This window comes from Dyella caseinilytica (assembly GCF_016865235.1).
Taxonomy (GTDB): domain Bacteria; phylum Pseudomonadota; class Gammaproteobacteria; order Xanthomonadales; family Rhodanobacteraceae; genus Dyella_B; species Dyella_B caseinilytica.
In genome coordinates this window covers 4,510,055-4,537,017 of the sequence record NZ_CP064030.1, presented here as the reverse complement: position 1 = coordinate 4,537,017, position 26,963 = coordinate 4,510,055, and the positions used below count along the sequence as shown (strand labels likewise).

Sequence of the window (26,963 nt, the reverse complement as noted above, 5' to 3'; positions counted from 1 at the left end):
GTTTCGTGATCACACCGATCGGTTCAGGTAAGCGGTCCCTTTCTGTAAAGCGTTTCACGGGCCCAAGGCGCCCCTTGGCTTACGCCATTGCCTCGGTGCTGGCCATGGCGGCCATGCCGGCACATGCCGGCGGCCCACCGCCGCTGAGTCAGGCATGGCTGGCTCAGGCGCAAAATCAGGCGACAACCCAGGCGACCAACCCTGCCGCCAATTCGCCGGCCACCAGCGGCATCACCGCGCAGACGCCTGCGCAATTGCTGCAACAAGTACAGGTGCAACAGTCGCTGGCCAACCTCAGCAAGGCCGCGCAGGCCGTTGCCGCACAGGTCGCTGCACAGCAAGCGGCGCAGCAGGCTGCGCAACAGCAAGGCTCCTCGGTACCCAATGGTTTGACACCAGGTGGACTGGTGGTGGCACCCGGCGTCTCCAGCAATCCATCGCTGTGGCAGAACGCCAACGCGCCGACGCAATCGGTTTCCAATGGCCAGACCACCGTCCAGGTGAAACAGACCGCGCAGAAGGCGATCCTCACCTGGAGCAGCTTCAACGTCGGCAGCGATACCACGCTTTACTTCAATCAAAGCGGCGGCAACCAGACCAACGGCAGCAACAACAACTGGATTGCGCTGAACCGCGTCGTCAATCCCAATGCCGTACCCAGCCAGATCTTCGGCCAGATCAAGGCCGAAGGCACGGTCTACATTCTTGATCACAACGGCATCCTGTTTGGTGCCGGTAGCCAGGTAAATACGAATTCGTTGATTGCCAGTTCGCTGGATCTTTTCAGCAGCAGCGTTTCCACCAGCAATAGCGATTTCCTCAATGGTGGCATTGGCTCCAGCAACCTCCCCTATTTGCCAATCCTGGTCAATGGCGTTTTTACCGATGGAAAGAACCACGATGTGGTAGTGCAAGATGGCGCTTCCATCACCGGCGGCACACAAGGCTTCGTGCTGTTGGCGGCGCCGAACGTCTCCAATGCTGGCAGCATCGTGGACGATCAGGGCCAAATAATCCTCGCAGCGGGTACGCAATTCGAGAACGCCAATTCGGCGTCGACCACGCTACCGTTGGCCATCGTGGCATCAGGGACCGGTGGCGGCACTGCTACCAATACGGGCCTGTTGCAATCGCGCCGAGGCGAAGTGGAGATGGATGGCCTCAACGTCACGCAGGACGGCGTGGCGCTGGCCTCCACCAGCATCAACTATCAGGGCAGCATCGTGCTGAACGCCCAGAGTGGTGGGTATAACCAGGCCCAGGGCACTTACCTAGCGGGCGGTACCCTGACGCTCGGCCCCAACTCCGTCACCACCGTGCTTCCGGAAGAGGATGGTGCAACGACCACGTCTACCGCCGCGGCCACCACGGCTTTCAATCAGAGTGACAGTGTTCTGATCCTCAGCGGTCAAACGGTCAACTTCCAGTCCGGCTCACTGCTGGAAGCGCCCAGTGCAAATCTAAGCATCAATGCCTATGCCGCCAGTAATTACTCTGGTGATGATTTCATTAATCCGCAGGCCGGGCGCATCTATGTCGACGACGGCGCAGTCATCGACGTTTCGGGTTTGGCAAATGTCGAATTACCAATGTCGGATCTGTTGGTCACCATTCCGCTGGTAGGCCAGAACGAACTGGCCAATTCGCCCCTGCTGCGCAACAGCGTCCTTTATCACAGCCAAAACCTCACGGTAGACAGTACCCAGAGCGGTATTACGGCGAGCGGCCTTACCTGGGTCGGCAGCCCCGTCCTCAATGTTTCCGGCTATGTCGATGATGTGCCACGCACCGTCAATCAGCTGATGACCAATGGCGGCACCATCAACCTCAACGGTGCCCAGGTCATCGTACGTAGCGGCGCCGAATTGAACCTGGATGGCGGCTATGTCGCTTACCAGCCCGGCTGGATCAGCACACCCAACCTGCTGGCTTCCAACGGACAGATCTACAACATCGCCGACGCCGATCCCGATCTGACCTATGTGGGCTTCGCCGGCGAATACAGCGTTGTCGACAACCGCTGGGGCGTCACCACCAACTACAGCAATCCCTTGCTGGCGGGCAACACGCGCTGGGACAGCGGCTTCGCGGTCGGCGGCAACGGCGGCACGCTCAATATCACCACGGGCGATGCGCTGGTGCTGGACGGCCAGATCAGCGCGCAGGCGTTTGCCGGTCGCAACCAGGTGTCGCAGGGTGCCCAGCCCAGTGGCGGTACGTTAGATATCAGCGTGAGCGGCGCGCAGAACACAGATGGCGTGGTTATTGCGCCCAGCATCCTGTTGCAGCAATCGGTAGCGCCGCTCCAACAGATCGATTCCAGCTTCCAGGCCGATACGTCCTGGTCGACCGTGCTTGGCGATGAAGACCCCGCCGGCACCAACCCGTACGACCTCACGCGCTGGGTGCCCGTTTCGGCCAACCTGGTGCAGCAAGGCGGCTTCAGCGCACTCAACCTGAATAAAGCTGGCGGCGAGATTCTGGAGCAGACTGGCACGGTGCTCGGCGTGCAGCCCGGCGGTTCGATCGGGATGACGGCAAACGCCATCGACATCCTCGGTGAACTCAGTGCGCCGTCCGGCGCGATCACCCTGACAGCATCGGGCATTGATTTTCCCGATCCGGCCAGTCTTACGGGGGCGGTGCTGGCCGAAGGCATCACCGTCGGCAGTGGCGCCGTGCTGAGTACCGACGGGCTATGGGTCAATGACGCGCAGGCTGCTGCCGGCAATTACATCGGCGATCGCTACATCAACGGCGGTACCATCAGCCTTACAGTGGATCAAGCTGATGTGATTGTTGGCGCCGGCAAGGGTACCAGCGGCACTCCTACTGATGAAACGGGTTCCATCGTGCTGCAATCCGGCAGCTTGCTGGACGTCTCCAGTGGCGGCTATGTCAACAGCAATGGTCAGTTGCAGCTGACCAATGGCGTGCCGGATGGTAGTGGCGGCAGCATCAGCCTGATCGACTATGCGGATCAGGGTTCATTTACATTCAACGACTCAGGTACGAACCCACCTGTTTCCCTTGGGCGGGGCAAGCTGGTGCTGGAAGGTAGCTTGCGCGCCTACGGCTTCAGCGGTGGCGGCACGCTTACCCTGCAGGCGATCGATATCCAGATCGGCGGTAGCGCCAGCGACCTGGCGCTGAGCAATGGCTTGTACCTGTCCCCGTCTTTCTTTGCCGGCCAGGGCTTCGACAACTATGCGCTCACCTCTTTCACCGACGCGAACATCGCGCCAGGCGCGGTGGTGCAGATTAGCCGCGACAACCTGTTACCCAATATCCCCGCTCTGCTGGCCGCGCCCACCGGCACCGACATCTATGGCGAGAGTGCGCTGACCGGTAGCGCGTATGTCAGCGTCGGACAGTTGGCCCCTTATCTGCGCTATATCTCCCGCGATGCGAACGGCCCCGGTTTTTCACTGAGTGCCGGGATGTATCTGAACTACTCCGCAAACGCTGCGATAGGTCCGGAGGCAGGGCCAGAGGCGTATGCCGGTGTCACTGGCTCGCTAACGCTGGGCGCGGGTTCAAGTATTTCCGCCGATGCGGGGGCCGCCATCACGCTGGGGGGCGCGCAGTCCACCATTGTGGATGGCACCATCAACGCGCCCGGCGGCACGATCAATGTCACCAACCCCGCAGTCGACGTCGAACTTCAGAGCGTGCCCGAACTGTGGCTGGAGCCGCAGGCAGTCCTGAACGTCGCTGGCGTGTCTTTGATCGACCCGCTGGCCGCAGCCGTGCCCGGCAATAGCCTGGGTTTGGGCCTAGCCACCCGCTATGTCCCTCGCACCGGCTTGGTGTTGAATGGCGGCAGCGTCAATATCACGTCCCCTGCGGGCTATGTATTGACCGAGCAGGGCAGCCTGATCGATGTATCGGGCAGCTCCGATGTCTACGATTTGCCTGTTGCCAATGGGGCGTTCGACGGTGCCGAAACCGGCTATACACCGACGCCGGTGTGGAGCAACGCCGGCTCGATCCTGGTGGGCGCCGCAGCGGGCTTATACGCGGATGGGAGTTTGCTGGCGCAAGGGGGCAGCTCTCAGGCTGAAGGCGGTAGTCTGCAGATAGCAGGTATGAGCCCCGCTGCCTCGGAAGGCTCCTTGGTCGAGTTCGGTTTGGCCGCGAAATCCACCGCCCTTGTGTTGCAGCAATCCGGCATGCTGGTGCCCGCTTCCGGTCTGCAACCGGGCGGCAAGGTGGCGCTCAAAGCTGCTAAGGGTGTGCTGTATTTCGCACTGGATCGACTGGATGGCTCAGGTATTACCAGTCTTACGTTGGGACCTATTCCTTCGGCCAACCTCGCGATCTATCAAACCCCTGTGCCGGTCGGCTTCGCTGGCAATATCGATCTCTCGCTGGGCAAAAGCTTCGAGTTGTATACGCCTACCCTCACGGCCTTGCCCGCGGGCAGTAAGAACCTGTCCGGTGTCAGCACCACCGCCTACAACCCGGGGGACGGCACCGTACAAATCAGCGCACCTTACGTAGAAATTACCGGCGTGGGTGGCGCACCGAGCCCGGTGGCCGGTAGCGGCACCCTGAATGTCAATGCCGACTTCATCGATCTTGGTGGCTTGATCAATCTGCAGGGCTGGGCCAACGCCAACTTCACCGCGAGCGGCGATATCCGTTTCTACGCACCGGCAAACGTCCAGTATTCCGGGGCAAGCGGCACCTTGCAGTCCGGTTTGCTGTTCAGCACCGGCAACCTCACCTTCCAGGCGGCCGAGCTTTATCCGGTCACCAATTACGCCTTTGCGATCGATGCCAATCCCTCGGGCCTGAAAAATGCCCAAGGCCAAGCGCTCAGCACCACGCTGACCATCCTGGGCAACGGCGCCGCCAGCGTGCCGTTGTCGGCTGGCGGCAGCCTGCTGCTGGATGCGGACAATATCGTGCAGGACGGTGCGGTATGGGTGCCTTCCGGCGACCTGATCATCGGCGTGCCGCAGAATACCGCCGGCACGCTTGCCAGCTTTGGCATCGGCAGTAGCCCCTCCTCCTGGTATCCGCTGGTGGCCACGCAAAGCGTCATCCTGGGCGCTGGTAGCCTTACCTCGGTCTCACTGGATGGCGAAACCGTACCCTACGGCAGCACTACCGATGGCGAGGAGTGGAACTATGCCGGCAGTCCTAACAGTAGCAACACCGTTTCACCGCTGACCGCGCCGCCGTCCAAGTCCATCACCATCACCGGCAACAACGTGTCGTTGGGCAGCGGCGCCACCATCGATATCAGCGGTGGCGGTGAATTACAGGCCTCGGAATGGGTGCCCGGCACGGGCGGCACCGTCAATGTGCTGACCCAGTCCGAAACCAGCTACGCCAACAGCACCACCGGCACGCAGGTATCGCAATACGCTGACGGGCGCGCCATCTACGCCATCCTGCCCGGCTATACCGCGCCGGTCAGTGCACAGGATGCGGCCATGAACAGCGCCGCAAACGCGGGTTCGGGCCCGGCCGTGGGCGAGTCGGTCTATCTGTCAGGCATCACCGGCTTGCCTGCCGGCTATTACACCTTGTTGCCGGCCGGTTACGCGACCCTGCCTGGCGCGTATCGCGTGGTGCAGGACACCAGCTCGCAGAACGCCGTGTTGGGCCAGAACGCGGTGCTGCCCGATGGCACGCTGGCCATTACGGGGTATTTCGCTGACGCCCTGGATGGCGCGCACGAATCCACCAACACCACTTTCGACGTCCAGTCGGCCTCGGTATGGCAGCAGTATTCGCAGTACACCTTCACCAATGCGAACAGCTATTTCACCAGCCAGGCCGCCAGCAATGGCACGGTCACGCCGCAGCTGCCTGAAGATGGCGGCCATCTGATCCTCAGCGCCACCCAGCAGTTGCAACTGGGCGCTACCCTGGACGATGCACCCGCCAGTGGCGGGCGCCCCGGCATGGTGGATATCGCAGCGCAGGCGATCCAGGTGGTGGGGGCCAATTCCACATCGCTGGGCGGCAACTATCTGCAGATCTCCGCCGATCAGTTGACGGCGCTGAATGCGGGCAGCTTGTTGTTGGGCGGCACCCGCCAACTCACCAGCGATGGCTACCAGATCACCAGCGTTGCCAACAGCGTGGTGCTGTCCAACGACAGCGCCGATCCGCTGGAAGGTCAGGAGATTCTGCTGGTTACCAATGGGAATGCGGGAGCACAAGGCATCGTGCTGCAGTCGGGTAGCTATCTTGCCGCCACCGGTAGCGGCACGCCCAATACCACGCCGCTGCTGTTTGGCAGTGATGCGAACACCACCACCAATACCGCCGCTGTCAGCGGCAATGGTGCCTTGCTACGCGTCTCACAAGATGGCGTGGCGCCGGTCACCCGCTACGACACATCAGGCACCACGCTGGGCAACCTCACCATTGATGCCGGCGCCACCGTACAGGGTGGTGCGTCGCTGACGATGGATACCACGGGCGCCACCAGCGTCGATCCAAATGCGGTCTTCACCGCGCAGAACATCCTGGCCACCGCCAATCAGATCAATTTTATCGGCAGCGATGCGCCAGGCAGCGCTGGCATCGGTGGTTTGGTGATCGGCCCTGGCACCTTGAGCCTGTTCAACGATGCCAGCCAGGTCACGCTGAACAGCCGCGGCGCCATCGACTTCCTGGGCAATGTCAGCATCGACTTGCCGCAGAGCTTGAACCTCAACGCGAATGCCTATGTCAGCGACGGCGGTACCGTCAGCATCAAGGCGGACATCCTGGGTCTGGGCAATGACGCCGGCACTAGCACTGCCACGGTGACTGCGGGTACGGGCCAGCTGATTCTCACTGCGAACGAGCTGGATTTCACTGCCGGTAGCAGCGTCACCCAGGGCTTTGCCAGCGTGACCGCCAACGCCAGCCAGGGCATCACCGGCCAGGGTGATGGTGGGATGAACTTCGGTGCGGCCAATGTCAGCTTCAACACACCGGTTCTGCTGGCCGAAAGCGGAGCCAACACGACGCTCACCACCACCGGCAGCTTTGCCGTCAACAGCGCGAGCGGTACGCCACTCACCGACAACAACCTGGGCGGCACCCTGGCCCTCAGCGGTGGCTCGCTCACCGTGGGCACACAAGTGGATGCGCTGGCCGGCGCACTCACCCTCACCGCCACGAGCGGCGACCTCACCCTCACCGGCAATGCCAATGTCGATGTCGCCGGCATCAACAAGACCTTCTACGACGTCACCACCTATGCAGTAGGTGGCGATCTCACGCTGGCTTCGAGCCAGGGCTCGGTCACCGTGGACAACGGTGCCCTAGTTAATTTCGCCGGTGCGCCGCAGGGCGGTACGGCGGGCAGCCTTACCATCAACGCGAACAATCTCGCCACGCTCAATGGCACGTTTGAAGGCGGTGCAACCGATGGTTATCTGGGTGGCTATTTCACGCTGAGCAGCGGCGGTGCGCTGAATCTGGATCAACTTGCACAGCTGACGCAGAGCGCCGGTACCACCAGCGGTATTTCCATCACCAGTGGTGCGGGGAACCTGCTGCTTTCCGCCGGGCAAAGTCTGGTGGCGCAGGATGTGTACCTGACCGCCAATGGCGGTAGCGGCGCTGTCAACACGGATGCCGGCGTGGTGGACATCGAAGGCACGGTCAATGCGTCGGGCAAAGCGGCCGGTGAAATTCAGCTCTTTGGCCGCAATGGCGTCACCGTCAACGGTAGCCTGCTCGCTACCAGCAGCGTGCCGGAACAGATGGGCGGCATTGTGGAGATTGGCACGTCAGGCACGGCGACGCCCGGTCAGCTCAACACCACGTATGGCTATGAAGACGTGGACGCTGGCAATGCCGGCAGCATCGTGTTCGGGCCCAGTGCCATCGTCAATGTTGCTGGCGGCTCCGGTGGTGTGGGCGGCATGGTGAGCCTGCGCGCACCGTTGCTGGCCAATGGCGATGTGCCGATCACCTTCGCCAACAATGCCACGATTACCGGCGCCAGCAGCGTCACTATGGTGCCCTATGCGGTGTGGAGCGCGGCGGATACCGAAAACCAAGGCACGGCCAAATATTTCGATGGCCTGATCGATCCCTCTGGGTGGTATGCCAACGCAGGTACCAGCGACTCGCCGCAACTGGTCGCCGGTACGTGGTACGACGCGACAGGTAATGTACTGGCCGCGCCTACCACCGCCACCGCGCTGCAATACGATCTACAGAACGATTACTTCGTGCCGACAACGGCCAATGCCGCGCACGAAACGTTCTACGGTTACGTCAACGGCGACCCGACCCAGGGTGCTGGCACCTTGATGAGTTATGTGGAACAGCCCGGCTACACCTTTGGCAATCGCTATACGGGCATCACCAATCTGCAGATCAGCCCTGGTATCGAGCTGATCAATCCGGATGCAAACGTCAACGGCGGCGATATCTCGGTACTCACCAACTGGAATCTGGGCGCCGGCGTCACGGCATCCAATGGCACGATCCAGTTGGCCTATCGCTATGGCGCCAATCCTTCGGTGTCCGCTTCGGGCATCGCGCCCACGTTGACCGTACTGGCCCTGCATGACGTGAATGTCGATGCGAGTCTTACCGACGGCTTCTATCAGCAGAACCTGGGGGCTGATCTTACCCCGCCCGTCTACGTGCAGCCGGGTGGTGTCATCACGCAGGATTACAATAACGAGTTATCAGCCTATAACGCGTCCATCAGTTACCTCGCGAACGACTCATTTGAAGCCGCTCTCACCGGGCAACCATGGCCAATCTGGCAGGCAACGGCATCGTCGGGTCCACTTACCGAGTATTACATTGATGCAGGTGGTAACTACGATCCCTTCGTTCTGAGTACCGCTGCCGATAAATATTACGAGCCCATCCAGGCGCCGGACCCTAGTCAATCGGCTCAGTACTATGCGAATTACAATCTCTACATCACCGAGGTTGGCAAAGGCGGTAACAATACCTTTTCCTTGTTGTTCAACTACGGCGATTACGACTCTTTCCTTCCCTACAACCCCAATAATGCGCTCTCCGCCACCGCCCCCCAGCCAGCCAGCTTTACTAGCTATGCCAGCTACGTTTCGGCGTATCAAAGCTGGCTGACCACCAACTTCAATAGCAGCAATTCGGGTGTCAATGGCAATCTCCCCCTTTCACAGGCGGCGACGCCGCCCCCGTTGCTGTTGCCGCTAACGCCCACAGCGAACAATTACAGCAGCACGTATGTCGGTGAGTACGAAGCCTATATGGCCGGTTACGCCAACTATCTGTATTACGTATCGAGCGCCGGTCCACTGGGCAACGTCATCGCAGCCGCTAACGGCGGCGTCCCCAACACTCCTAACTCGCTTGGTGGATCACAATTCTTCTATGCCCCCTATGCGCCGGCGGACAGTAATCCGAACGGACTAACGCCTGTACCCGTCGCGCCGAATAACAGCCCCTCGAATATGGCCAGTCTTGGCAATCCGGCCTCGCTGGAGTCCGCCACGCTTCTGGGTGGATCAAGCAGCAGCTACCAGCTGGTCGCTGGGGCAAATTTCGCCAGCGTGAATCCGCTGTCTGTCGTCGCGAACACCCGTGCAGGCAATGTCAATCTCAATGGCAATTTTGCTGTGCAGTACACCGTCAGTGGCGCTGCGAATAACTACGTGCTGGAATTTCCCACGGTGGTGCGCACCGGCACCGGGTCCATCGACATCGTTGCGGCGGGCGATATCGATTGGCAGGATTCGGCCGCACCCGCTGCGGTCTATACCGCTGGCGCACCTGCGGCAGGCACCGCGGCAGGTACCAGCGTATCGATAGTCACTCCAGTGCCCGGCGAAGGCGCTGTACCCGACATACTGGCTACCGGCCAGGTCAACCCCGATAACGCGGGTAATGTCCTGCTCAGTGCGGGTGGCAACATCAATGGTATCGAGCAGGTCTACGACACCACCGGTACCATCACCGGCACACAGGGCGCATTGATCAGTCAGTTCTGGTGGCCGTGGATGGAGACTGGCAACAGTTTCAACGCGAACGGCAGCACCATCGCCAGCTCGATCAATTTCGCCAACTTCGATCAGGGCGTAATGAGCGCGGGTGGCAATGTCAGCGTCACAGCGGGCGGCAATATCAGCGATCTCTCGGTGTCCCTGCCCACGACTTGGTATGCCAATGCTGCTGGCACCGCCATCACGACCGTTGGGGGCGGTAATCTCAGCGTCAGCTCGGGTGGCAACATTCTCAGCGGCAGTTATTTCGTCGCGAATGGAACGGGCAGCCTTTCGGCCGGTGGCCTGATCGGTTCTGATTTCTCCTATGTCTTGCCAAGTGGTACCACGGATGCAGCGGGTCAGATTATCTCGACCAGCAGCGCCCCCACATCGGTACCCGTTTCCACCTTGCTCGCTCTCCAGGATGCGCAATGGAATGTGCAAGCCCGCGATGGCGTGAATATCGCGGACATCCTCGACCCATCCTATGCCGCGCCAGCAGGCCTCACTGCGGACGATCAAAGCTATAGCAGCAACTCGGCGGTAAACGTGGCGACCGTAACGGGCGACCTGACTCTGGGCAGCCTTACCTGGGAAACGCAAGTACTTGGCGACAGGTATGGTGAAGGCCAAAACAGCTATGGCCTTAGCATATTGCCGTCGACGCTCGACTTCTCGGCACTGAATGGCAGTATCAATATTCTGACCGCGGGGGGGTTGTATCCCTCGGCCACTGGCGATCTGAGCCTGCTTGCAGCGGATTCCATCAATCTTGCGCAGGAGAACTACGATCTTGATGGTGCTGGTACATCCGGTGTGGCTGGTTTTGGCTTGATCGACGCGACCGCTTCGGTATTGCCTTCGCCCTTACAGCCGGAGGGTTCCGATAGCACCGATTTTGCGACGCTGGCCTTGATTCACTACCTGGAGGACGAAACTTACGGCGGAACAGGTTATGAGGAAGAGCTATACCAAGCCGGACTGCATGACGCTGACGCCACCCCGGTACGCATCTACGCACTCAATGGCAGCATCATCAACGGTACAGCAGCGCCCAACGGCATCCAGATGGATGAAATGCTGATCGAGCCGGACAAGCCGGCACTGATCTACGCGGGCCAGAATATCGTCGATCTTTCGTTTATCGGCCAACAGACGCATGCGTCAGATATCACCCGGATCGCGGCGGGCGGCAGTATCTACGATACCGAATACGATCCTAGTGTGTTACCCACTCTCGCGCCTGTTGGCCTCAATTATCAGCTTGTGCCAGCTATTGAGTTGAGCGGCGTTGGCACGCTGGATGTGGAGGCGGGACGCAATATGGGGCCATTCACCAGCCAAACCGACATTCTCAACGCAAATGCAGAGGTGGCGAATACCACCATCCCGACCGGCATCGAAACCGTTGGCAATGCGCTCAATCCTTATCTGCCCCACGATGGCGCCAGCATCGACGTGCTGTTTGGTGTCGGACCGGGCATCGACATCAGCAACTTCCTCACGAAGTACCTGAGCAATCCCAATGGCGTGGACGGCTTCGGCAGCTTGCTACCAGATCTGGTCACTTTCATGGAGCAGCAGGAAGACGGTCAGGTGGTCGATACCGGTTTCGTCCAGGATCAGCTCAACGTGGTGCTGACCACGCAGCAGGCGCAGGCCGCGTTCCAGCAATTGCCCACCTATGTGCAGCAGCAATTCGTGCAACAGGAGTTCTTCAAGCTGCTGGCTGAGGTTGGTGCGGATTACAACGATCCCAGCAGCCCCTACTATCACCAGTACGCGCGCGGCTACGCTGCCATCGAAAGTCTGTTCCCTGCTTCGCTGGGTTATACCGACAATGGTGCCGGTGCCGGCGGACTCAATGGCGAAGCGCAAACGGTGGATACGGGCGATCTGGATATCCGCAGTTCCACCATTCAGACCCAGCAGGGTGGCAACGTCAGCATCCTGGGTCCGGGTGGCCAGGCTTTGATCGGCAGCGTCGATGCGCCGCCCGTGATTACCGACCAAGGTGTCGTCGTCGCCGGCCCCAACAGCATGGGCGTGCTCACCCTGGAGCAGGGCAATGTGGACATCTTCACCGATCGCAGCCTGCTGCTGGCGCAAAGCCGCATCTTTACCGAGCAGGGCGGCAACATGGTGATCTGGAGTTCCAACGGCAACATCAACGCGGGCCAGGGTGCGAAAACGGTGGCGGTGATCCCGCCGCCGACGTATCTGTGTGATTTGGACGCTTTCTGCCTGATCGATGCCAAGGGCGAAGTCACCGGCGCCGGTATCGCCACCTTGCAAACCATTCCGGGGGCAGCATCGGGCAACGTCTATCTGATCGCGCCGCGCGGTACGGTGGATGCGGGTGACGCTGGCATCCGCGTCTCCGGCAACCTGGTGGTAGCCGCCGCACAAGTGTTGAACGCCGTAAACATCCAGGTGCAGGGTAACAAGATCGGCGTACCCGTAACGGCAACGGTCAATGTGGGCGCGCTGACTTCCGCCGCCGCTGCAGCAGGCGCCGTGAGCAAAGTGGCGCAGAACATGGTGCAGCAGCAACAGAACGATGCGCTGAGCAAGCAGCCGTCGATCATTGCCGTGCAAGTACTCGGCTTCGGAGGCGACAGTAGCGGCATGATCAATGAAAACCCCAATGGCTACGATCCTGATAGTCCCGTGCAGGTTCTCGGCGCAGGGCGACTCAGCAATGCGCGCAAACAAGCGCTAACTATGGACGAACGCAAGCTGTTGGTGGAGTAGCAATACTTGGGCGTTCTTGTTGCGAAGGGTGTACATGTGGCGTGCAGTTGTGCGCACTTGTATGCGACTGCTCCGGCAGGTTGGAACGGTCGCTCTGCGCTTAAGCGAGCGCATAGAACAAGCGCTGCGTAAACCGATAAGGAAGCAATCCGGCAAATAGCTTATTCGCACCACCCGTCACGTAAGTCGGTTTGAGTCTGCGCAACCCGTGTGAGTTCAGCCAAAGACAGGCACGGCGAGGGTGCGGAACGTGACGTTTAACCCAAGCTGCAAAAAGGCAGGCAAGACCTTTGCGGAATCAACCCGCAAAGAGGGCCGGGTGTTGCCCGGATACGCGTGGAAACAATGGACTGGGACGAATCGCCGTGAACCAGAGTGCGCTTGTCGAAACACTGATCCAGCTTTCCGATTTTCGCCAATACGATAAGGCTGAATCCCTACTCACCGCCTGTACGCGCGAGCAATTGGAGCAATTGCATACGATCTCAGATCGCGCATTTAGCCGGCGCCTTACTTATTCGCTTGAAAAACAGTTGAAACGCAGCATTAATGGAACAAGTAAAGTAAAAGGCCTTCTGCTGATTAAACTGATGAAGATATTAAATGCGTGGTGTATGGAAGGGCATCGCCCGGCTATCCGCTGTGTGCTGTGTGCCATGAAAAGCGACGAACTTTTGACGCTTGCGAGCGTGCCCGAGCTGGATCGGGAGGTTTATTCCATGCTGCGGGAATTTGAGGCGGTTTATGAGCCAACACCTTGCGACTGCCCACATTGAATTTAGCGTTGCAGTGAATATTCCCACGCGTTTTGTTCGTCATTCCAGTGGGGGTTGGGGTGACGGTGAGGCGTTATGGAACATCTCGACCGATTTGGAGGGGGGCCTAATTTTGCCGAAAAATCGGGGTGAAAGCAGCCGCATGTACTGGATCATATGGCACTAACCCAGCCTACGAGCTGAGGCCACTTTACGTTTCACGGTGCCGTGATTCCAAAAATCGTGAAGTCGTCTAGTTGGCCGAGATTTTTCAAACTGCGTTGCCGTCATTCCAGCGAAGGCTTGAGTGACGAGTGGAAACGTGAGGAACAATCAAGCCATGAATCATCGTCAAGGTCGAAAGTCATTTATTTCCGTCGCAAGACGGCAAAACGCCTGCAAAAATCCCATTCGATTATAAAAATCCAAATGCCTACAAAATGTGAATTTCCATGATGAAACGATGCGCATCCGTCCTTCGTGTGCATCACATCACATTCTATTTTTATTACAGAAAATATGACTTTTAAAATTTAAAAATAATTAGACGTTGTAACCAACAACGCATATTCAACGACATTAATACTTAATGGCACCGTCATTGCGTGGGCGTAAAAAGACTCGGCCTCCAATTCCGGAGGTACAAGTGCTATGGGGAAAAACCATGAGTTACGGAATTCGTAAGCTAAGCACCCGCACCAAGCTGGTAGCCGCTGCTCTGGCGTTGGCTCTGGCCGGCGTTTCGCACGCTCAGACGTCGCCGACGCTGGTGGGTGGTGGTGCGACGTTGCCATCGATCGGTTATGTTGGCACCAATGCCGCCACGAATCTGCAGGTGTGGGGAACCTCCTCGGACAATACTTCCGATCCCATCGCTGCGACCTCGCTGTTCGGCGTGTATGAAGCTACGTCGGGCAACCCCAATGTTTCCTATTGCCTGACCGGCAGCGGCGCGGGCAAGGACATCCTCGCCAGCCCGATTAGCTTGACCGTTAACGGTCTCCTGACCGCGTTCAGTGTGCAGAACACCTGCGCGAAGAACAGTGTCGGTACCGTTCCTGGCTTCGGTGCCCCGCTGGTTGGCGAAACGAGCCTGGGTCAGCCGAACTTTGCGGGTGCGGATGCTCCGCTGGCCGAATCTGATTACGAGAACTACCAGTCCACCAATGGCACCACTGAATACCCCACAGAGTTCCCGGCTGTGGCGGGTGCGGTGGCAATTGCTTTCAACTTGCTCGACGATCAGGGTAATGCGGTGGTCGCTGCGAACTTCAGTGACACGCAGCTGTGCAACATCTTCTCCGGTACGGACAGCAACTGGGATAGCTCAGATCTGGCTAGCGCGTTCACCCTGAAGTCGGGTGACACCTTGAACAATTCTCAGCCGATCAACGTTGTGTATCGCTCGGATGGCAGCGGCACCACCTTCAGCTTCTCCAACCATCTGACGTATGCCTGCGCCGCCCTCGGAATCGGCTCTGCCTCCGCTCACTTCGTTGCGAACCAGACCTTCACCACGGTGGTTGGCTTGTACAAGTCCACTGTCCCCAGCAATTGGGTAGGTGCAAGCGGCAATCCGGCTGTGGCCACCGCTATCCAGAACACGTCCGCCAGCATTGGCTATGTGGAGACCGCCAACGCCTTGCAGACGAACCCCAGCATCAGCATTGCTGACGTGGGTGGTTTGAGCCCGACCGCGAACTTCGGTAGCAAGCTCACCATTACTGCCGCCGACCTGGCCTACAACAGTGTCATCACTGGCGCCAGTTCCACCAATGGCGAGGCTACTGTCGCTACGCTCAGCTCGCTGGGCTTGCCCGTCCCCGCCACGTCGTGCATCGCCCTGGTGAATCCGGCGGAATATGCGACGCCGGGTAACATCGTGCCGTCGGGCACCTATCCGATCGTGGCCATCTCGTACTTGCTCGGCAATGCGCAAGGCAATGGAACGGAGCAGGCCGATGTACAGGGTCTGTTGGAATCTCCGTATAGCTCCACTGTCCAAGCCAAAGTAACCACCATCGGTGGAACCACGGGTCTGCAGTTCTTGACCCTCGGCAAAGGCAGCTTCACCGCTACGCAGGTAGGCACCTGCCTCGGCGAGTAAGCTTCACGTTTGACTCTGCAGGAAGCAGAAAAGAGGGGATGCCTGTGCATTCCCTCTTTTTTTCGTGCGTCGCGGTTTACGCAGCGCCATAACGAGCACCAATTTGGATGCCACATCGATAATCAGGACGACTTGGAGACGAAAATAGTTATTTATGACGTTGAATATGAAATGTCGGTGATTCCCTTTTATTTGAAGTAATAAAAAAGACATTTTTATCGACGCCAATACTTCAAGGTACCGTCATGGCGCGAGCGCATGCTTGAGCGGTACCCACTGCGATAGGGCAATGCCCGCAAGCGTCGGTACGTGAAAGGGACCACAGCATTACCGTGGAACAGGTTGAGCGCCGGCATGCGCGCAGAAGGGGACGTTCCGCATTTCAATCATCGTCCGCGGGACGCACGACGGTTGGCAAGGGGTATCAATCCATCCGGTCAGGAGCACTGTAGAGCGTGCTCCTACAGTTCACATGCCGACGTAACGAAAGAGTTTCGTGCCGGGCGCACTGTGCCGCCCATGATCTTCTACCGAGGTATTTCATCATGACCGATCAATCGACGTTCAAGACGCGTCCGGCGGGGCGCCGCTGGTTTGCTGGCGCGGCCCGTTGCACGCTTCCGTTGCTGATGGCGTTGGTAACGCTGCCCGCCTTCGCTCACAACAACAATGCTTATGTAGCCAATTACAACGACGGCACTGTCTCCGTGGTCAACACGGTCAACAACACGGTAGCCGCCACCATCACGGTGGGAGCTGAACCCAATGGCGTCGCAGTCAGCCCCGATGGCAACAGCGTGTATGTGGCCAATTTCGGCAGCGACACGGTGTCTGTGATTGATGCAGCCACCAATGCCGTGACTGCCACGGTGACGGTGGGCGCTTCTCCCGCAGCCGTAGCCGTCAGCCCCAATGGCAATTACTTGTATGTGGCCAACTCCGACGCCAACACCGTGTCCGTGATCGCCACGGCCACCAACACCGTGTCCGCTACGGTAGCGGTGGGGCAGATTCCGTATAGCCTGGCAGTCAGCCCCAATGGCGCCAATGTGTACGTGGGTAATCTTGATTCTGAGAATGTTTCCGTCATCGCTACGGGCTCCAATACCGTGACGGCCACCGTGTCGTTGGGAGACAACCCGTATAGCGTGGCGGTCAGCCCCGATGGCGCTCATGTATATGCGACCGATTACAACGCCGGTAATGTCTCGGTGATTTCCACGTCGAGCAATACCGTGACTTCCACGATCACGGCGGGAAGCGGCGCCAACGCCATTGCGCTGCAGTTCTTTGGCGCGCTTATGTATGTGGCCAATTACAATGCCAACACCGTATCGGTGATCACCCCGTTCGACGGCAAGCTGGTCGAAACGGTAACGGTGGGTACCGAACCTGACGCGCTCGCGGTTGCTTGCGGCAATGTGTTTGTGGCCAACAGCGGTTCCAACACGGTTTCTGTGATCAATCCGTTCGGTGGCGCCTTGGCGACCATAAACGTCGGTAACGATCCGGTTGCCGTCGCGACCCAGCCGACCAATTGGTAAGCCTGGGTAGTCCAACTCTGGCAGGACCGGAGACGCCCTGTTCAACGGGGAAGCAAAGCAAACGGCCATCTCATGTGAGATGGCCGTTTTTTATGGATTAGAAATAATGCCCAGCGCTTTCTATGTCACCTGATCATTTGGAAATCAGCAGCAACAGCGACTGAGCGCACTGGCTGTAGGTAGCACCGCTTCCGCCGATCAATGTTTCGTTTCCTGGCGTCACCCAGGTATTGGCGCCGTCGTTCCAGTTGCAGGTATCGGTGACGCGATACCAGTTGGTGCCAGTGGGTGGTGGTGGCAGGGTGAAGGTGACGCTGGCGGACCAGCCGTTGTAGGCGATGTAGATGGAGTTGTTGTCGCTGAAGGACGAGCCGTTGATGGTGTAGGCGATGGCGTAGTTGCTGGTATCGTTCCAGTAGCTGGTTGTCGCTTCCACACCGCTGGGTTCCCACCATTCAACTTGACTGCTGGTGTACCAGCTCGCTGGGCGCAATGAGGGATGTGCAAGGCGGAAGGCGATGGCACGTTGCGCGAAGTTGTAGAAGTTGGATTGATCGGTTGTCCACGAGTAATTGAGCCAGTTGGCGGTGGAGTCGACGTTGTAAGGGTTGTTGTTGCAGTTCAGTGAGCGCAGGTATTCGTCGCCGCCGGCCATGATCGGCGTGCCGGCCGAGAGCATGGTGAAGGCGAGGCCGGTGCGTGCGGCGCGACGTTGATCTTCCGCCGCGCCACCCTGGTTCCAGCTGTAATTGGTGGTGCTGCCGCCGGTCGATGGGCCATAAGGCCAAGCCTGGCTGTTGTTCGGGTTGTCGCAGTAGTACACGTCGAACAGCGTAAAGCCGTCGTGGATATCCATGTAGTTGGTGGAGTTCCACGGATTGCGGCCGTTGGCCTGGAAGATGTTGGAGGAGCCGGTGAAGTCCTGTGCATCCTGGCCGATCGAGATGGTCATGTTGCCGAGTTCGTTCTGCGCCTGACGCAGTGTGGCTTCAAACGCGCCATTCCATTCCGACCAACCCACCGGGAACTGTCCCTGATCATCACCGCCGCTGGCGCTCCACGGTTCGGCAAACAGATCAACGCCGCTGCCGCCGCTGGCCGGACGAACGGTGAGATTGTCCAGGATCTGGTTGATGGCGACATTGGAATCGGCGGCATCGAAGTTGAAACCACCATTCGGACAGTTGGGCGCGGCGGATTCGTAAGACTGGTTGAGGCAGTTGTTACCCAAGATCGGCGCTTCGTCGAAGCGGAAGCCATCGACGCCCATCGTGTTGCTCCAGTACGCGAGCGAGTCGATGATCATCTGCCGCGCGACGGGGTTATACGTGTTGACGTTACCGCCGGTTCCCGTGTCGTCGTAGAAATACTGGTTGCCGGTGGTGAGTTCGTAATACGTTGCATTGTCCAGGCCACGCCAGGAGAACATGGTGGCGGTTGTCGGATCAGTGCTGCTCCACGTGCCACCTTCAGCGGTGTGGTTGTAGACCACGTCCATGTACACCTTGATGCCGGCGTTGTGAAACGCCTGCACCATTGCCTGGAATTCCGCGGTCGGACCACCGGCTGCTTTGTTATAGGCGTAGCGGCGATCAGGCGCGAAGTAATCTTCCGTCATGTAGCCCCAGTAATTCTGATCTTGCGTCGAATCGGCGATGACGTCGTTTTCGTCGTTCTGCGTTTCCTGCATCGGCAGGAACTCGACCGCGGTAACGCCGAGGCTGGCCAGATAACTCGCCTTGAGGCCTGCACCGTAATAAGTGCCCTGATACTGAGTGGGGGTGTTCGGATCCTGCTTGGTGAGGCCGCGCACGTTCACTTCGTAGATCACGTCGTCTTTCTGCGCGCGAGTCGGTTTGGTACCGGTGCTCTGCGTGCTGGGTGCAAGCACGATGCCCTTGGGTGCGTAGGTGCCGCTGTCGATCAGGCGATAGGCGACGCCAAAACTGGCATCGACAGTGGCGCCGGTCGCAAAGATATCGGCATTCTGGTTATTGGCGTTGAGCGGATCTTGGCTGATTTCCTCCGCGTAGGGATCGAGCATCAGCTTGTTCGGATTGAAGCGGTTGCCGTTGCTGTCAACGTCGGAGACGAAGCCCGTGGACGAACCTTTCGTCCAGCTTGAACTGTACGTCCAGTTCGGACCCCAGGCGCGATAACCGTAATACACCGCACCGGTAATGCCGGCTGATTGAATCGATGAAACCGGCACCACCACTTGCCACACGCCGCTGCCGACGTTGGTCAATGGATAGGTCGCTGATTCCTGCGCACCATAACCAGCGCTGTAGAGATACAGCACCATAGTCGTGGCGTTGGCGGAATAGACGCGGAAGGTGATCTGTGTCTGCTGCGAGTTGTAGCTGGCGCCAAGGCTTGAGGGGTTGATCGCGGCGTAAGCGGGCTTTAGCGGCGCTGTGGCGAGGCTGGCGAAAACCAGCAGAGCGGCGAGAAATTTAAGACACTTCATTCGGGCATGCCTCCTTCATCCTGCTTCGTGAACGAACAGGTGCTATGGATGTGCTTCGCGTTGATTCCCTGAAGTGCATGCAGGCGTGACTGCCTGCAGCCGCAGCTGTGTCGTAGGCCGAATCGATCTCCCCATCGATTGCGTGTGATGCACGCGTTATTGGCGATGCGTCAGCTGGTGCGAGGCATAGTAGAAAGCATCGCGGTGCAGCAACCAGCGTATGCATACGTATTCATTGAAAGAAAATCAGAGCTCTTCACGCGGAAAACACACGGTGAAGATCGAATGCCACGATGCACAGGTCCGTCCGCCTGCTGGCGGGTCGGCAACGCATAAAAAAACGCCGCGCTGAGGGTCGCGGCGTTTTTCGAGGTGACGTTGAAGTTACCGGTTTCTCACCACGGTGCTGTGACCATGGATGTGAGCAGCGGTTCGCCCAGATACGCGTTGGATTTCGTCGTGTGCGTATCTGCTGTGGCCACTGCTTCCTGATGCTGTGATGGCATCCAGTTCGGTGAACGCAGCACAGTCAGTGCAACCATCAGGTCGCCGCGAAGTTCTGGCATGGCGCCACGTGCGACACCGCGAAGTGAGAGATTGGACGAGTGCGCCTTGATGCATGCGTACTCGGAAATGATTCTGTTGTGATCTCTTACCAGCAGTGCGGCAAAGGCTTTGTCGAAGGCGGCGCCATTCAGCGATTGCAGCGAAGCCATCGCTTCATCGTTGTTGGCGGCGGGTTTGGCGGTGCTGACGGCGCTGCGTCCCAGCAACGGGACCAATCGTCTATCAAGCGCCTGGCGTTCCTGAATCACGGTGTTCGCCAGATCGAGCACCTGCTGGTTTTGCGATTTTTGCAGGGCCAGGCTGGCCATGGCGATCTGCGCGGCGTCATCGGACATGGCCTGGGTCAGAAAAGCCTGCTCTTGGGGATCCAGTGGCTGGTTATCGGCGGCGCGGTTCAATCCCGGCGCGAGTGCCAGCAACGTGACCACCAATGATGCCAAGCCGAACGAGTTAGCCGTACGCATAACCATTCCAACCTATTGCCTGAGCAGTTACTGCCCCCTTGGTTCCCAATGTGGACTGTGAGAAGTTCAAAGATTGTTTAGAAATTGTCACGTGCGCATAGGGCCGCGCAAATCAGCCTCGCCGCCTTCAGCAAGTTGAGCGTGAGGTGTACGACCACCGCAGCGCCGTTCATCTAACGCTGGCGTTTGCGCGTGAGCAGTCGCCACACCAGGAATTCGATCAGGATCACCAGCAGGCATGTCACGGGTGGCCACCACAGGTAGGCACCGCGCAGCAGCGCTATGGAGGTGACCAGCACCAGGACGACTGTCAGCAGCAACAACAGCCCGCTACGCCGGATGCCCGGCAGGCCGTACAGCAGCAACGGCAGCGTCAGCATGGCTGCTGCCAGCAGGAGCTGCGCAAGAAAATTCATGGGCGTGACCAGATAGCCGCGCTCCAGCGACTCCAGCACGTTGGCTTGGTACTCCACGCCGGGCATGGCCGATTCCGGGGTCTGCAGGATGTCGCCCAGCCCTTCGGCCGTCGCGCCGATGAGCACCCAGTGGTTCCGGAGCATGTCGGCAGGGATGGTGCCGTTAAGCACATCCACCGCTGAAAAGCTCCCGAAGGCACCAACAGGGCCGGCGTAACGCAGCAGCACATAGTTGTCGCGCATCCACAGGTACGGCGACGCATCGTTGATGGCCGGATCGCGCAAACCCGGCAGCAAAGACAACGGAGACTTGCCAAGCTGAATCAGCGCCAGTGCCAGCGAAGGCCAGTAGGGACTGCCCAATCCCGCCTTGAGGTAGGCGCCGCGCACGCGCTCGTCGGCATCCTTGGCCACGTCCACTTGCCCAAGCGCCGCGACGTTCTGGGCGATGGCCGTCACCGGCAGGGTTTCCTGCAACGGGCCGCCGAGGTTCACAGCCTCCGCAAACACCGGCAATACGACCTTGCCGTTGCGATGAATGGCGGCGGCGACCTGCTGATCGTCGCGCGGATCATTAGCGGGCGTGGACAAGGTGATATCCATGCCGATGCCACGCACGCCGTCGGCCGTGAGGCGATCGATCAGCTGCGCATACACCGTACGTGGCCAGGGGAAGCGTCCGATCGTATCCAGGCTTTTCGGATCGATCGCCACGATCACCACATTGTTGTCAGGCGTATAGCCCCAGAAGCGCGCATTCAGATCGTAGAGCGCGTTATCCAGCGGGGTGGTGACGCCACTGACGATCAGCAGCACCAGCAAACCCACGCCGGCCATCCAGACCATGCCGCGTGCCAGCCATGCGAGGGTGCTGGCTGGCATCAGCGCCTCACCTGCTTGTAGCCGCTGAATCGAAGTACATGTTTTGCCGTCGTTCCCGCGAAAGCGGGAATCCATTTATTTGCGTTATCGATGTGCAGCATGGATTCCCGCTTTCGCAGGAATGACGGCAAGGCGAGATGGCATTTCGCCTTAATCGTAGGGCTAGGATGATCGGCGCTTAGGCTTTGAACGTAGCTCATGCCTTCGTTATAGCAGCAACCACAACACCAACCCGCCACCACCGGCCACTGCCGCCACGCGGCACAACATGCAACCCAGCCGGATCTTCTGCGTTGCACCCCACGGTCCGGCATAGCCATCGGTATCGATGGTCTGCACGCGCACGTACCAGGTGCCGGAACCGGGCTTTTTGATCTCAAGCACGGGCTGATCCAGCGTCTGGTCGATCTGCGGATGGGCGAAGTCGGGTTTGCGGTCGAGCTGGATGTGGTAGTGCTGGCCGGACGCACCTGCCGGCCAGCCGAAGCTCACCTGGCTATGTGAGGACTTCGGCTTGCCCACTTCCGGTGCGGGCGGTTGCGGTACCAGGTCGAAGGGCATCGGGTCGGTGAAGGGTCCGACCTTGCCGTTCTTGTCGCGGCTGGCGATGCGCCAGTAATAGCGACCGTAGGCCAGGGTGTTGGGCGCGCGCGCGCTGTCGCCAGTGAGCTTTGGATCGCTGGCCAGCAACTGGGTGAATTGCGCATCGCTGGCGAGTTGCCAGACATACGAAGCGGCCTCCAGGCTTTCGGTCCAGCGGAAACGCGGGCGCGTATCGCGCGCCTTGCCGCCGGGAAGAGGTTCCATCACCAGCGGCGGTTGCGGGTGACCGCTGATATGCAGCGTGCATACGCTGTCTTCGCCTTCCAGGCGGTTGCTGTCGACGCCGTGCACGCGCACGGCGTAATCGCCATCGGGCACATCGGGCAGGCTGAGTTGCGGCGAGCTGGTGACGTGATCGAGCAGCAAGGTTTCGAAGCGATCATTGGCCGCCATCTGCACGCGATAGCTTTTCGCGCCATCGAGTGCGGTCCAGGCGAAGACATAGGGAATCTGGCTGACCGGCTGGACAGGGCAGTGCAACGATGGCGGAGCAAGCAGGGTTTGCGCTTGCGTGGGTTTGGAACCGTCGGTGACAGCAACGCCTTCGCCCTTGGGTACAAGCACGTGTGCATGATCGCCGGCCACGTCGACGCGGCCGGTCAGCACTTCCGTCTGCGTATGATCATCATCGGCGGCCACACGGAAATGCGTGCCGCGCACGCTGGAAATGGTGCCTGGCGTTTCCACGCTGAAATGCGCAGCCACGCCGGTCATCGGCGTCACGGCGCTCGACACACGGCCGTGCTGCAAGCGCAGGCGAGTGTCGACCATGCCGGTGCGGCCGTAGGCGCTCATCTGATCCAGATCGAGTGCGCTGTTTTCCTGCATCAGCACGCGCGAGCCGTCGGCAAATTGCAGGGTGAGGCTGGTGTTGGCGTCGGTGGTCAGATGCGTGCCGTAGCCGAGCGTCATGCCGGGCGCGACATTTTCCTGCTGGGCCTGGCCGGGCAGTTGCACATGCGCGCTGCCCATCACCGCCACCACTTCCGCATTCGCCGGTTGTACGCGCAACCACGCGATCGGCACGCGCAGCGTCATGCCGGGCGGAAGATGCAGCGGATCAGTGACCTTGTTGTAGTCCTGCAGTTTTTGCCACGGCACATCAGGCCGCAGGTAGCGTCCAGAAAGATCCCAGATATTGTCTTGCGGACGAACGCGGTAAACCCAGTCGGCCGCGGAACTGATCGGCACGGTCAACAAGGCGAGGAAGATGAAGGCAAGCTGCCGTAGCAGCCTGTTCCGGGTGGGATGCATCGAAAGAACCCCCTGAATCCCTGTGCGGCACGGCCTGCCGCACCAACGAAACGCCCCCGACGTCACGGATCGGCACGAAGAGGACAACCTTGGTCCGGGGGTTGTCGGCCAGCGCCGAGTACTCGGAGACCATTGTGGTCCAGCCGGCTGGGGATGCCAAGGCGCGGGTGACCATACATTTAAGTATGTTAAGTGCGATCCGCGTTGCCGACCAGATCCGAGATCAAGCCGCGCAAATCCCCGAGGTAGGTGGGCAGCTGCTGCAAAGCATGTCCGGCGTTCTCGCCACCCAGCGCTTCCATCAGGGTGCGGCCTGTGCTGATCACGCGTCCATTGGTGAACAACTGCAAGGCGCCGAGCGTGCGGTGCAGGGTGCGTTGGGCGGTTTGGCTGTCGCCATCGGCCAGAGCCTGTTCGAGTTGCGCCAGATCAGCAGCACTGGTGCGCATCAGTACCTGCAGCATTTCCTGGCGCAGGTCTTCCATGCCGGGTTCAGAGAAGGGATCAGGGGACGTGTCCTGAGGCGTGATGACGGTATCCGGCGTCTGCGGCATCCAGGCGCGCACCTTATCTTCCAGCTGGCGCAACTGCAGCGGTTTGCTGAGGTAATCGTCCATGCCTGCATCGAGGCAACGCTCGATCTCGCCATCCAGCGCGTTGGCGGTCATGGCGATGATCGGCAAGCGCGACCCCAACTTTGCGTCAGCCTCGTGTTTGCGCCATGCGGTGGCCAATTCGTAGCCGTTCATCAGCGGCATCTGGCAATCGGTCATCAGCATCACGTAACGGTTGCGGTTTAGCGCATCGAGCGCGGCGCGGCCGTCGCCGACGATGTCGCAAGCGCAGCCGAGCAAGCTGAGCTGACGCCGCACCAGCGATTGGCTGATCGGGTGATCTTCCGCCACCAGAATGCGGCCGCTCATCGGCAGCGGCAGGTTGGCAGGCACCGGCGAAGGCGCGCTGCGTTCATGGGAGGGCGGTGCCAACGGCTTGAGCGCCAGGCTGCACACGCGTGCCACGGTCTGCCATTTCAATGGATTGGCGTTGAGCCAGATGTGCTCGTCATCCTGATAACCACTGACGCGGGTGGCGTTGCTGTCGACCAGAATGGCCTGCGCAGCGATCGATCCTGCGCTTTCCTGATCGGCCGCATCGATAAACAGCAGATTGGCGGCGATGCCGGTGCGCATCGGCTGCGATGGTGGAATCTGTTCGACGGTAAGGCCCAGCGCCGTCAGATGCGCGGCAAGCGCGTTGGCGATGCTGACCGACGCCAGTCGCACGATGGCGTGCCGGCCGGGCAGTTCGGCTGGCCGGTCGGCGTCACGCTGGGCGATCGCCAAACGTAGCTCCACCGTCACCTTGGTGCCTTCGCCAAGACGGCTGCTGAGCGTGATGCTGCCATCCATCAATTGCACCAGATGCCGGCAGATCGCCAGACCCAGTCCGGTGCCGCCGTAGCGGCGGGTGGTCCAGGATTCGGCTTGCGAGAAGGGCGTGAACAGGTTGGCCTGCTTGTCGGCGGCGATGCCGATGCCGGTGTCGGTGACACTGATGCGAAGGCGCTGGGCCTGGCCGTCGTCGCCGAGCACACGCAAGCTCACCGCGATGCTACCGTGTTCGGTGAACTTGCTGGCGTTGTTGAGCAGGTTCAGCAGAATCTGCCGGATTCGCACGCTGTCGCCCAGCAGCTTGCCGGCCAGCGTCGCATCCGCGCCGACTTCGACTGCCAGGCCTTTTTTATGGATCGGACCGGTCATCATGCCGGCCACGTTGTCGATCAGTGTGCGCAGATCGAACGGCGCATCGTCCAGGCGCAGGTTGCCGGCTTCCAGCTTGGAGAAGTCCAGCACGTCGTTGAGCACCTGCATCAGCACGCCGGCGGAGTCTTCCACGGCGTGCACCAGTTCGTGTTGTTCTTCGTCGAGCGGAGTGCGGCCCAGCAGTTCCAGCATGCCGATCACGCCATTCATCGGCGTGCGGATTTCGTGACTCATGGTGGCCAGGAAGTCCGCCTTGGCCTTCGAAGCGCGTTCGGCTGCATCGCGAGCGGCGAGCAGCACTTCGTTGTGCGCGTTGATGCTGGTGGTATCAATGAAATAGCCGATCCACTCGATGCCGCGATCGGGTTGCCGACGCGTGCCCATCACCAGATGAATCCAGCGCAGCCCTTCGGCGCCATACGCGCGGAAATCCAAGGTGGCAGTGCCGCGGTGGCGTGTCGCCCGCTGCAACACGCGGCGTACTGCCGGCGCATCTTCGGGGTGGATGCGGTCGTGGAAAGGCCAGTCGCGTACGACGTCGCCGTTTTCCACCAGATCGGCTTGTTCAAGCCCAAACAGCGCCGCCAGATTGCCGGCGATAAAGGCCAGCCGTTGCAGGCGGTCGTTGCCCCGACGCACGGCGAACACCACCACGGGAATGCGTTGGGTGATGTCGCGCAGGCTTTGTTCGGTGGCACGGGCGCTCAGTTCGATCTGGCGGTATTCGGTGATGTCCAGCAGCACACCCACGGAGCCGTTCACCGTGCCATCGGCGGCGTGGGTGGGTGACTCAAGGAACATGCCGGTGCGTTGGCGGCCGTCACTGCTGAGGTAATCGAGTTCGCAGCGCTGCACCTTGTCTTCACGCACAGCATCGAGCCCCAACTGGTGCAGGCGCTGCGTGACGGGTGTGCCATCGGCCAGCGGCAGCCAGCGGTGTTCGCCGACGCCAAGACTGGTCTGTCCTACCGCTTGCGCCGGATCGATGCCCAACCGGCGCAAGCTGGCGCTGTTGAGTCCCCGGTAATGGCCGGCCGCGTCCTTGATCAGGATGGGAAACGGGATCGCATCGAGCTGCGCTTGCACCACGTCTGCCTGCTGCTGCAGGGCCTGATCGGCATCCATCAGCTTTTGCCGTTGCAGGAAAGCCATGCGCAGCACGGCCAGCGCCAGCAGCGCGGTCAGGCTGAGCAGGCCCGCCAGCACCACCACGGCAATGGAAATCGGGCTGGCGTCGAACCAGCCGGTTCCCGTACTGCTGATAAAAGAGGCAAGGGTCACGACAAGGGTTCGGTCTGGGAGTTGGATCCGCGCCAGGGCGCAGCCCGGCCATCATGCCTGTTTGCTGCGTAAGATCAATCGATAGGCCCGGCGCGGGTTATTCATGCGCTTTAGGTAGAATCCTATCCCGAGCGGTTCGGTTCTTGCCGCCGG

9 protein-coding genes are annotated in these 26,963 nt (G+C 60.0%); 4 read left to right on the top strand and 5 right to left on the bottom strand.

The annotated features are described in order from the left end of the window. The first annotated feature begins 74 nt into the window (after positions 1-74). The 4 genes from ISN74_RS19855 (at position 75) to ISN74_RS19840 (ending at position 17,110) form a co-directional block, all read left to right on the top strand. On the top strand, positions 75-12,704 hold the full coding sequence (locus ISN74_RS19855; RefSeq protein ID WP_188795696.1) for a filamentous haemagglutinin family protein: 12,630 nt from the start codon (positions 75-77) through the stop codon (positions 12,702-12,704). A gap of 365 nt (positions 12,705-13,069) precedes the next feature. Next, positions 13,070-13,480 (top strand): hypothetical protein, encoded by a 411-nt coding sequence (locus ISN74_RS19850; RefSeq protein ID WP_188795694.1) that lies wholly within the window; start codon positions 13,070-13,072, stop codon positions 13,478-13,480. A 643-nt stretch (positions 13,481-14,123) separates the two neighbouring features. Beyond that, entirely contained in the window at positions 14,124-15,566 is a 1,443-nt protein-coding gene (locus ISN74_RS19845) for a substrate-binding domain-containing protein (RefSeq protein ID WP_188795692.1), read from the top strand. 545 nt (positions 15,567-16,111) lie between these two features. Beyond that, complete coding sequence (locus ISN74_RS19840) at positions 16,112-17,110, top strand: beta-propeller fold lactonase family protein (RefSeq protein ID WP_188795690.1); 999 nt, start codon at positions 16,112-16,114, stop codon at positions 17,108-17,110. Positions 17,111-17,243: 133 nt separating this feature from the next. Here the strand turns inward: ISN74_RS19840 and ISN74_RS19835 are convergent, their stop codons facing one another. From ISN74_RS19835 to ISN74_RS19815, 5 genes are all read right to left on the bottom strand, one after another. Continuing rightward, positions 17,244-19,580, bottom strand: a complete 2,337-nt coding sequence (locus tag ISN74_RS19835) for an alpha-amylase family glycosyl hydrolase (protein WP_188795688.1) — start codon at positions 19,578-19,580, stop codon at positions 17,244-17,246. A gap of 395 nt (positions 19,581-19,975) precedes the next feature. Then, a complete protein-coding gene (locus ISN74_RS19830; protein ID WP_188795685.1) occupies positions 19,976-20,611 on the bottom strand; it encodes a DUF4142 domain-containing protein in 636 nt (211 codons plus the stop codon). A 173-nt stretch (positions 20,612-20,784) separates the two neighbouring features. Then, positions 20,785-21,909, bottom strand: a complete 1,125-nt coding sequence (locus tag ISN74_RS19825; protein ID WP_229678880.1) for a CHASE2 domain-containing protein — start codon at positions 21,907-21,909, stop codon at positions 20,785-20,787. A 207-nt stretch (positions 21,910-22,116) separates the two neighbouring features. Next, positions 22,117-23,766: a FecR domain-containing protein gene (locus ISN74_RS19820; RefSeq protein WP_188795683.1), complete on the bottom strand. Its 1,650-nt coding sequence runs from the start codon at positions 23,764-23,766 to the stop codon at positions 22,117-22,119. 188 nt (positions 23,767-23,954) lie between these two features. Further along, positions 23,955-26,810 (bottom strand): hybrid sensor histidine kinase/response regulator, encoded by a 2,856-nt coding sequence (locus ISN74_RS19815; protein WP_188795681.1) that lies wholly within the window; start codon positions 26,808-26,810, stop codon positions 23,955-23,957. Positions 26,811-26,963 lie beyond the last annotated feature (153 nt).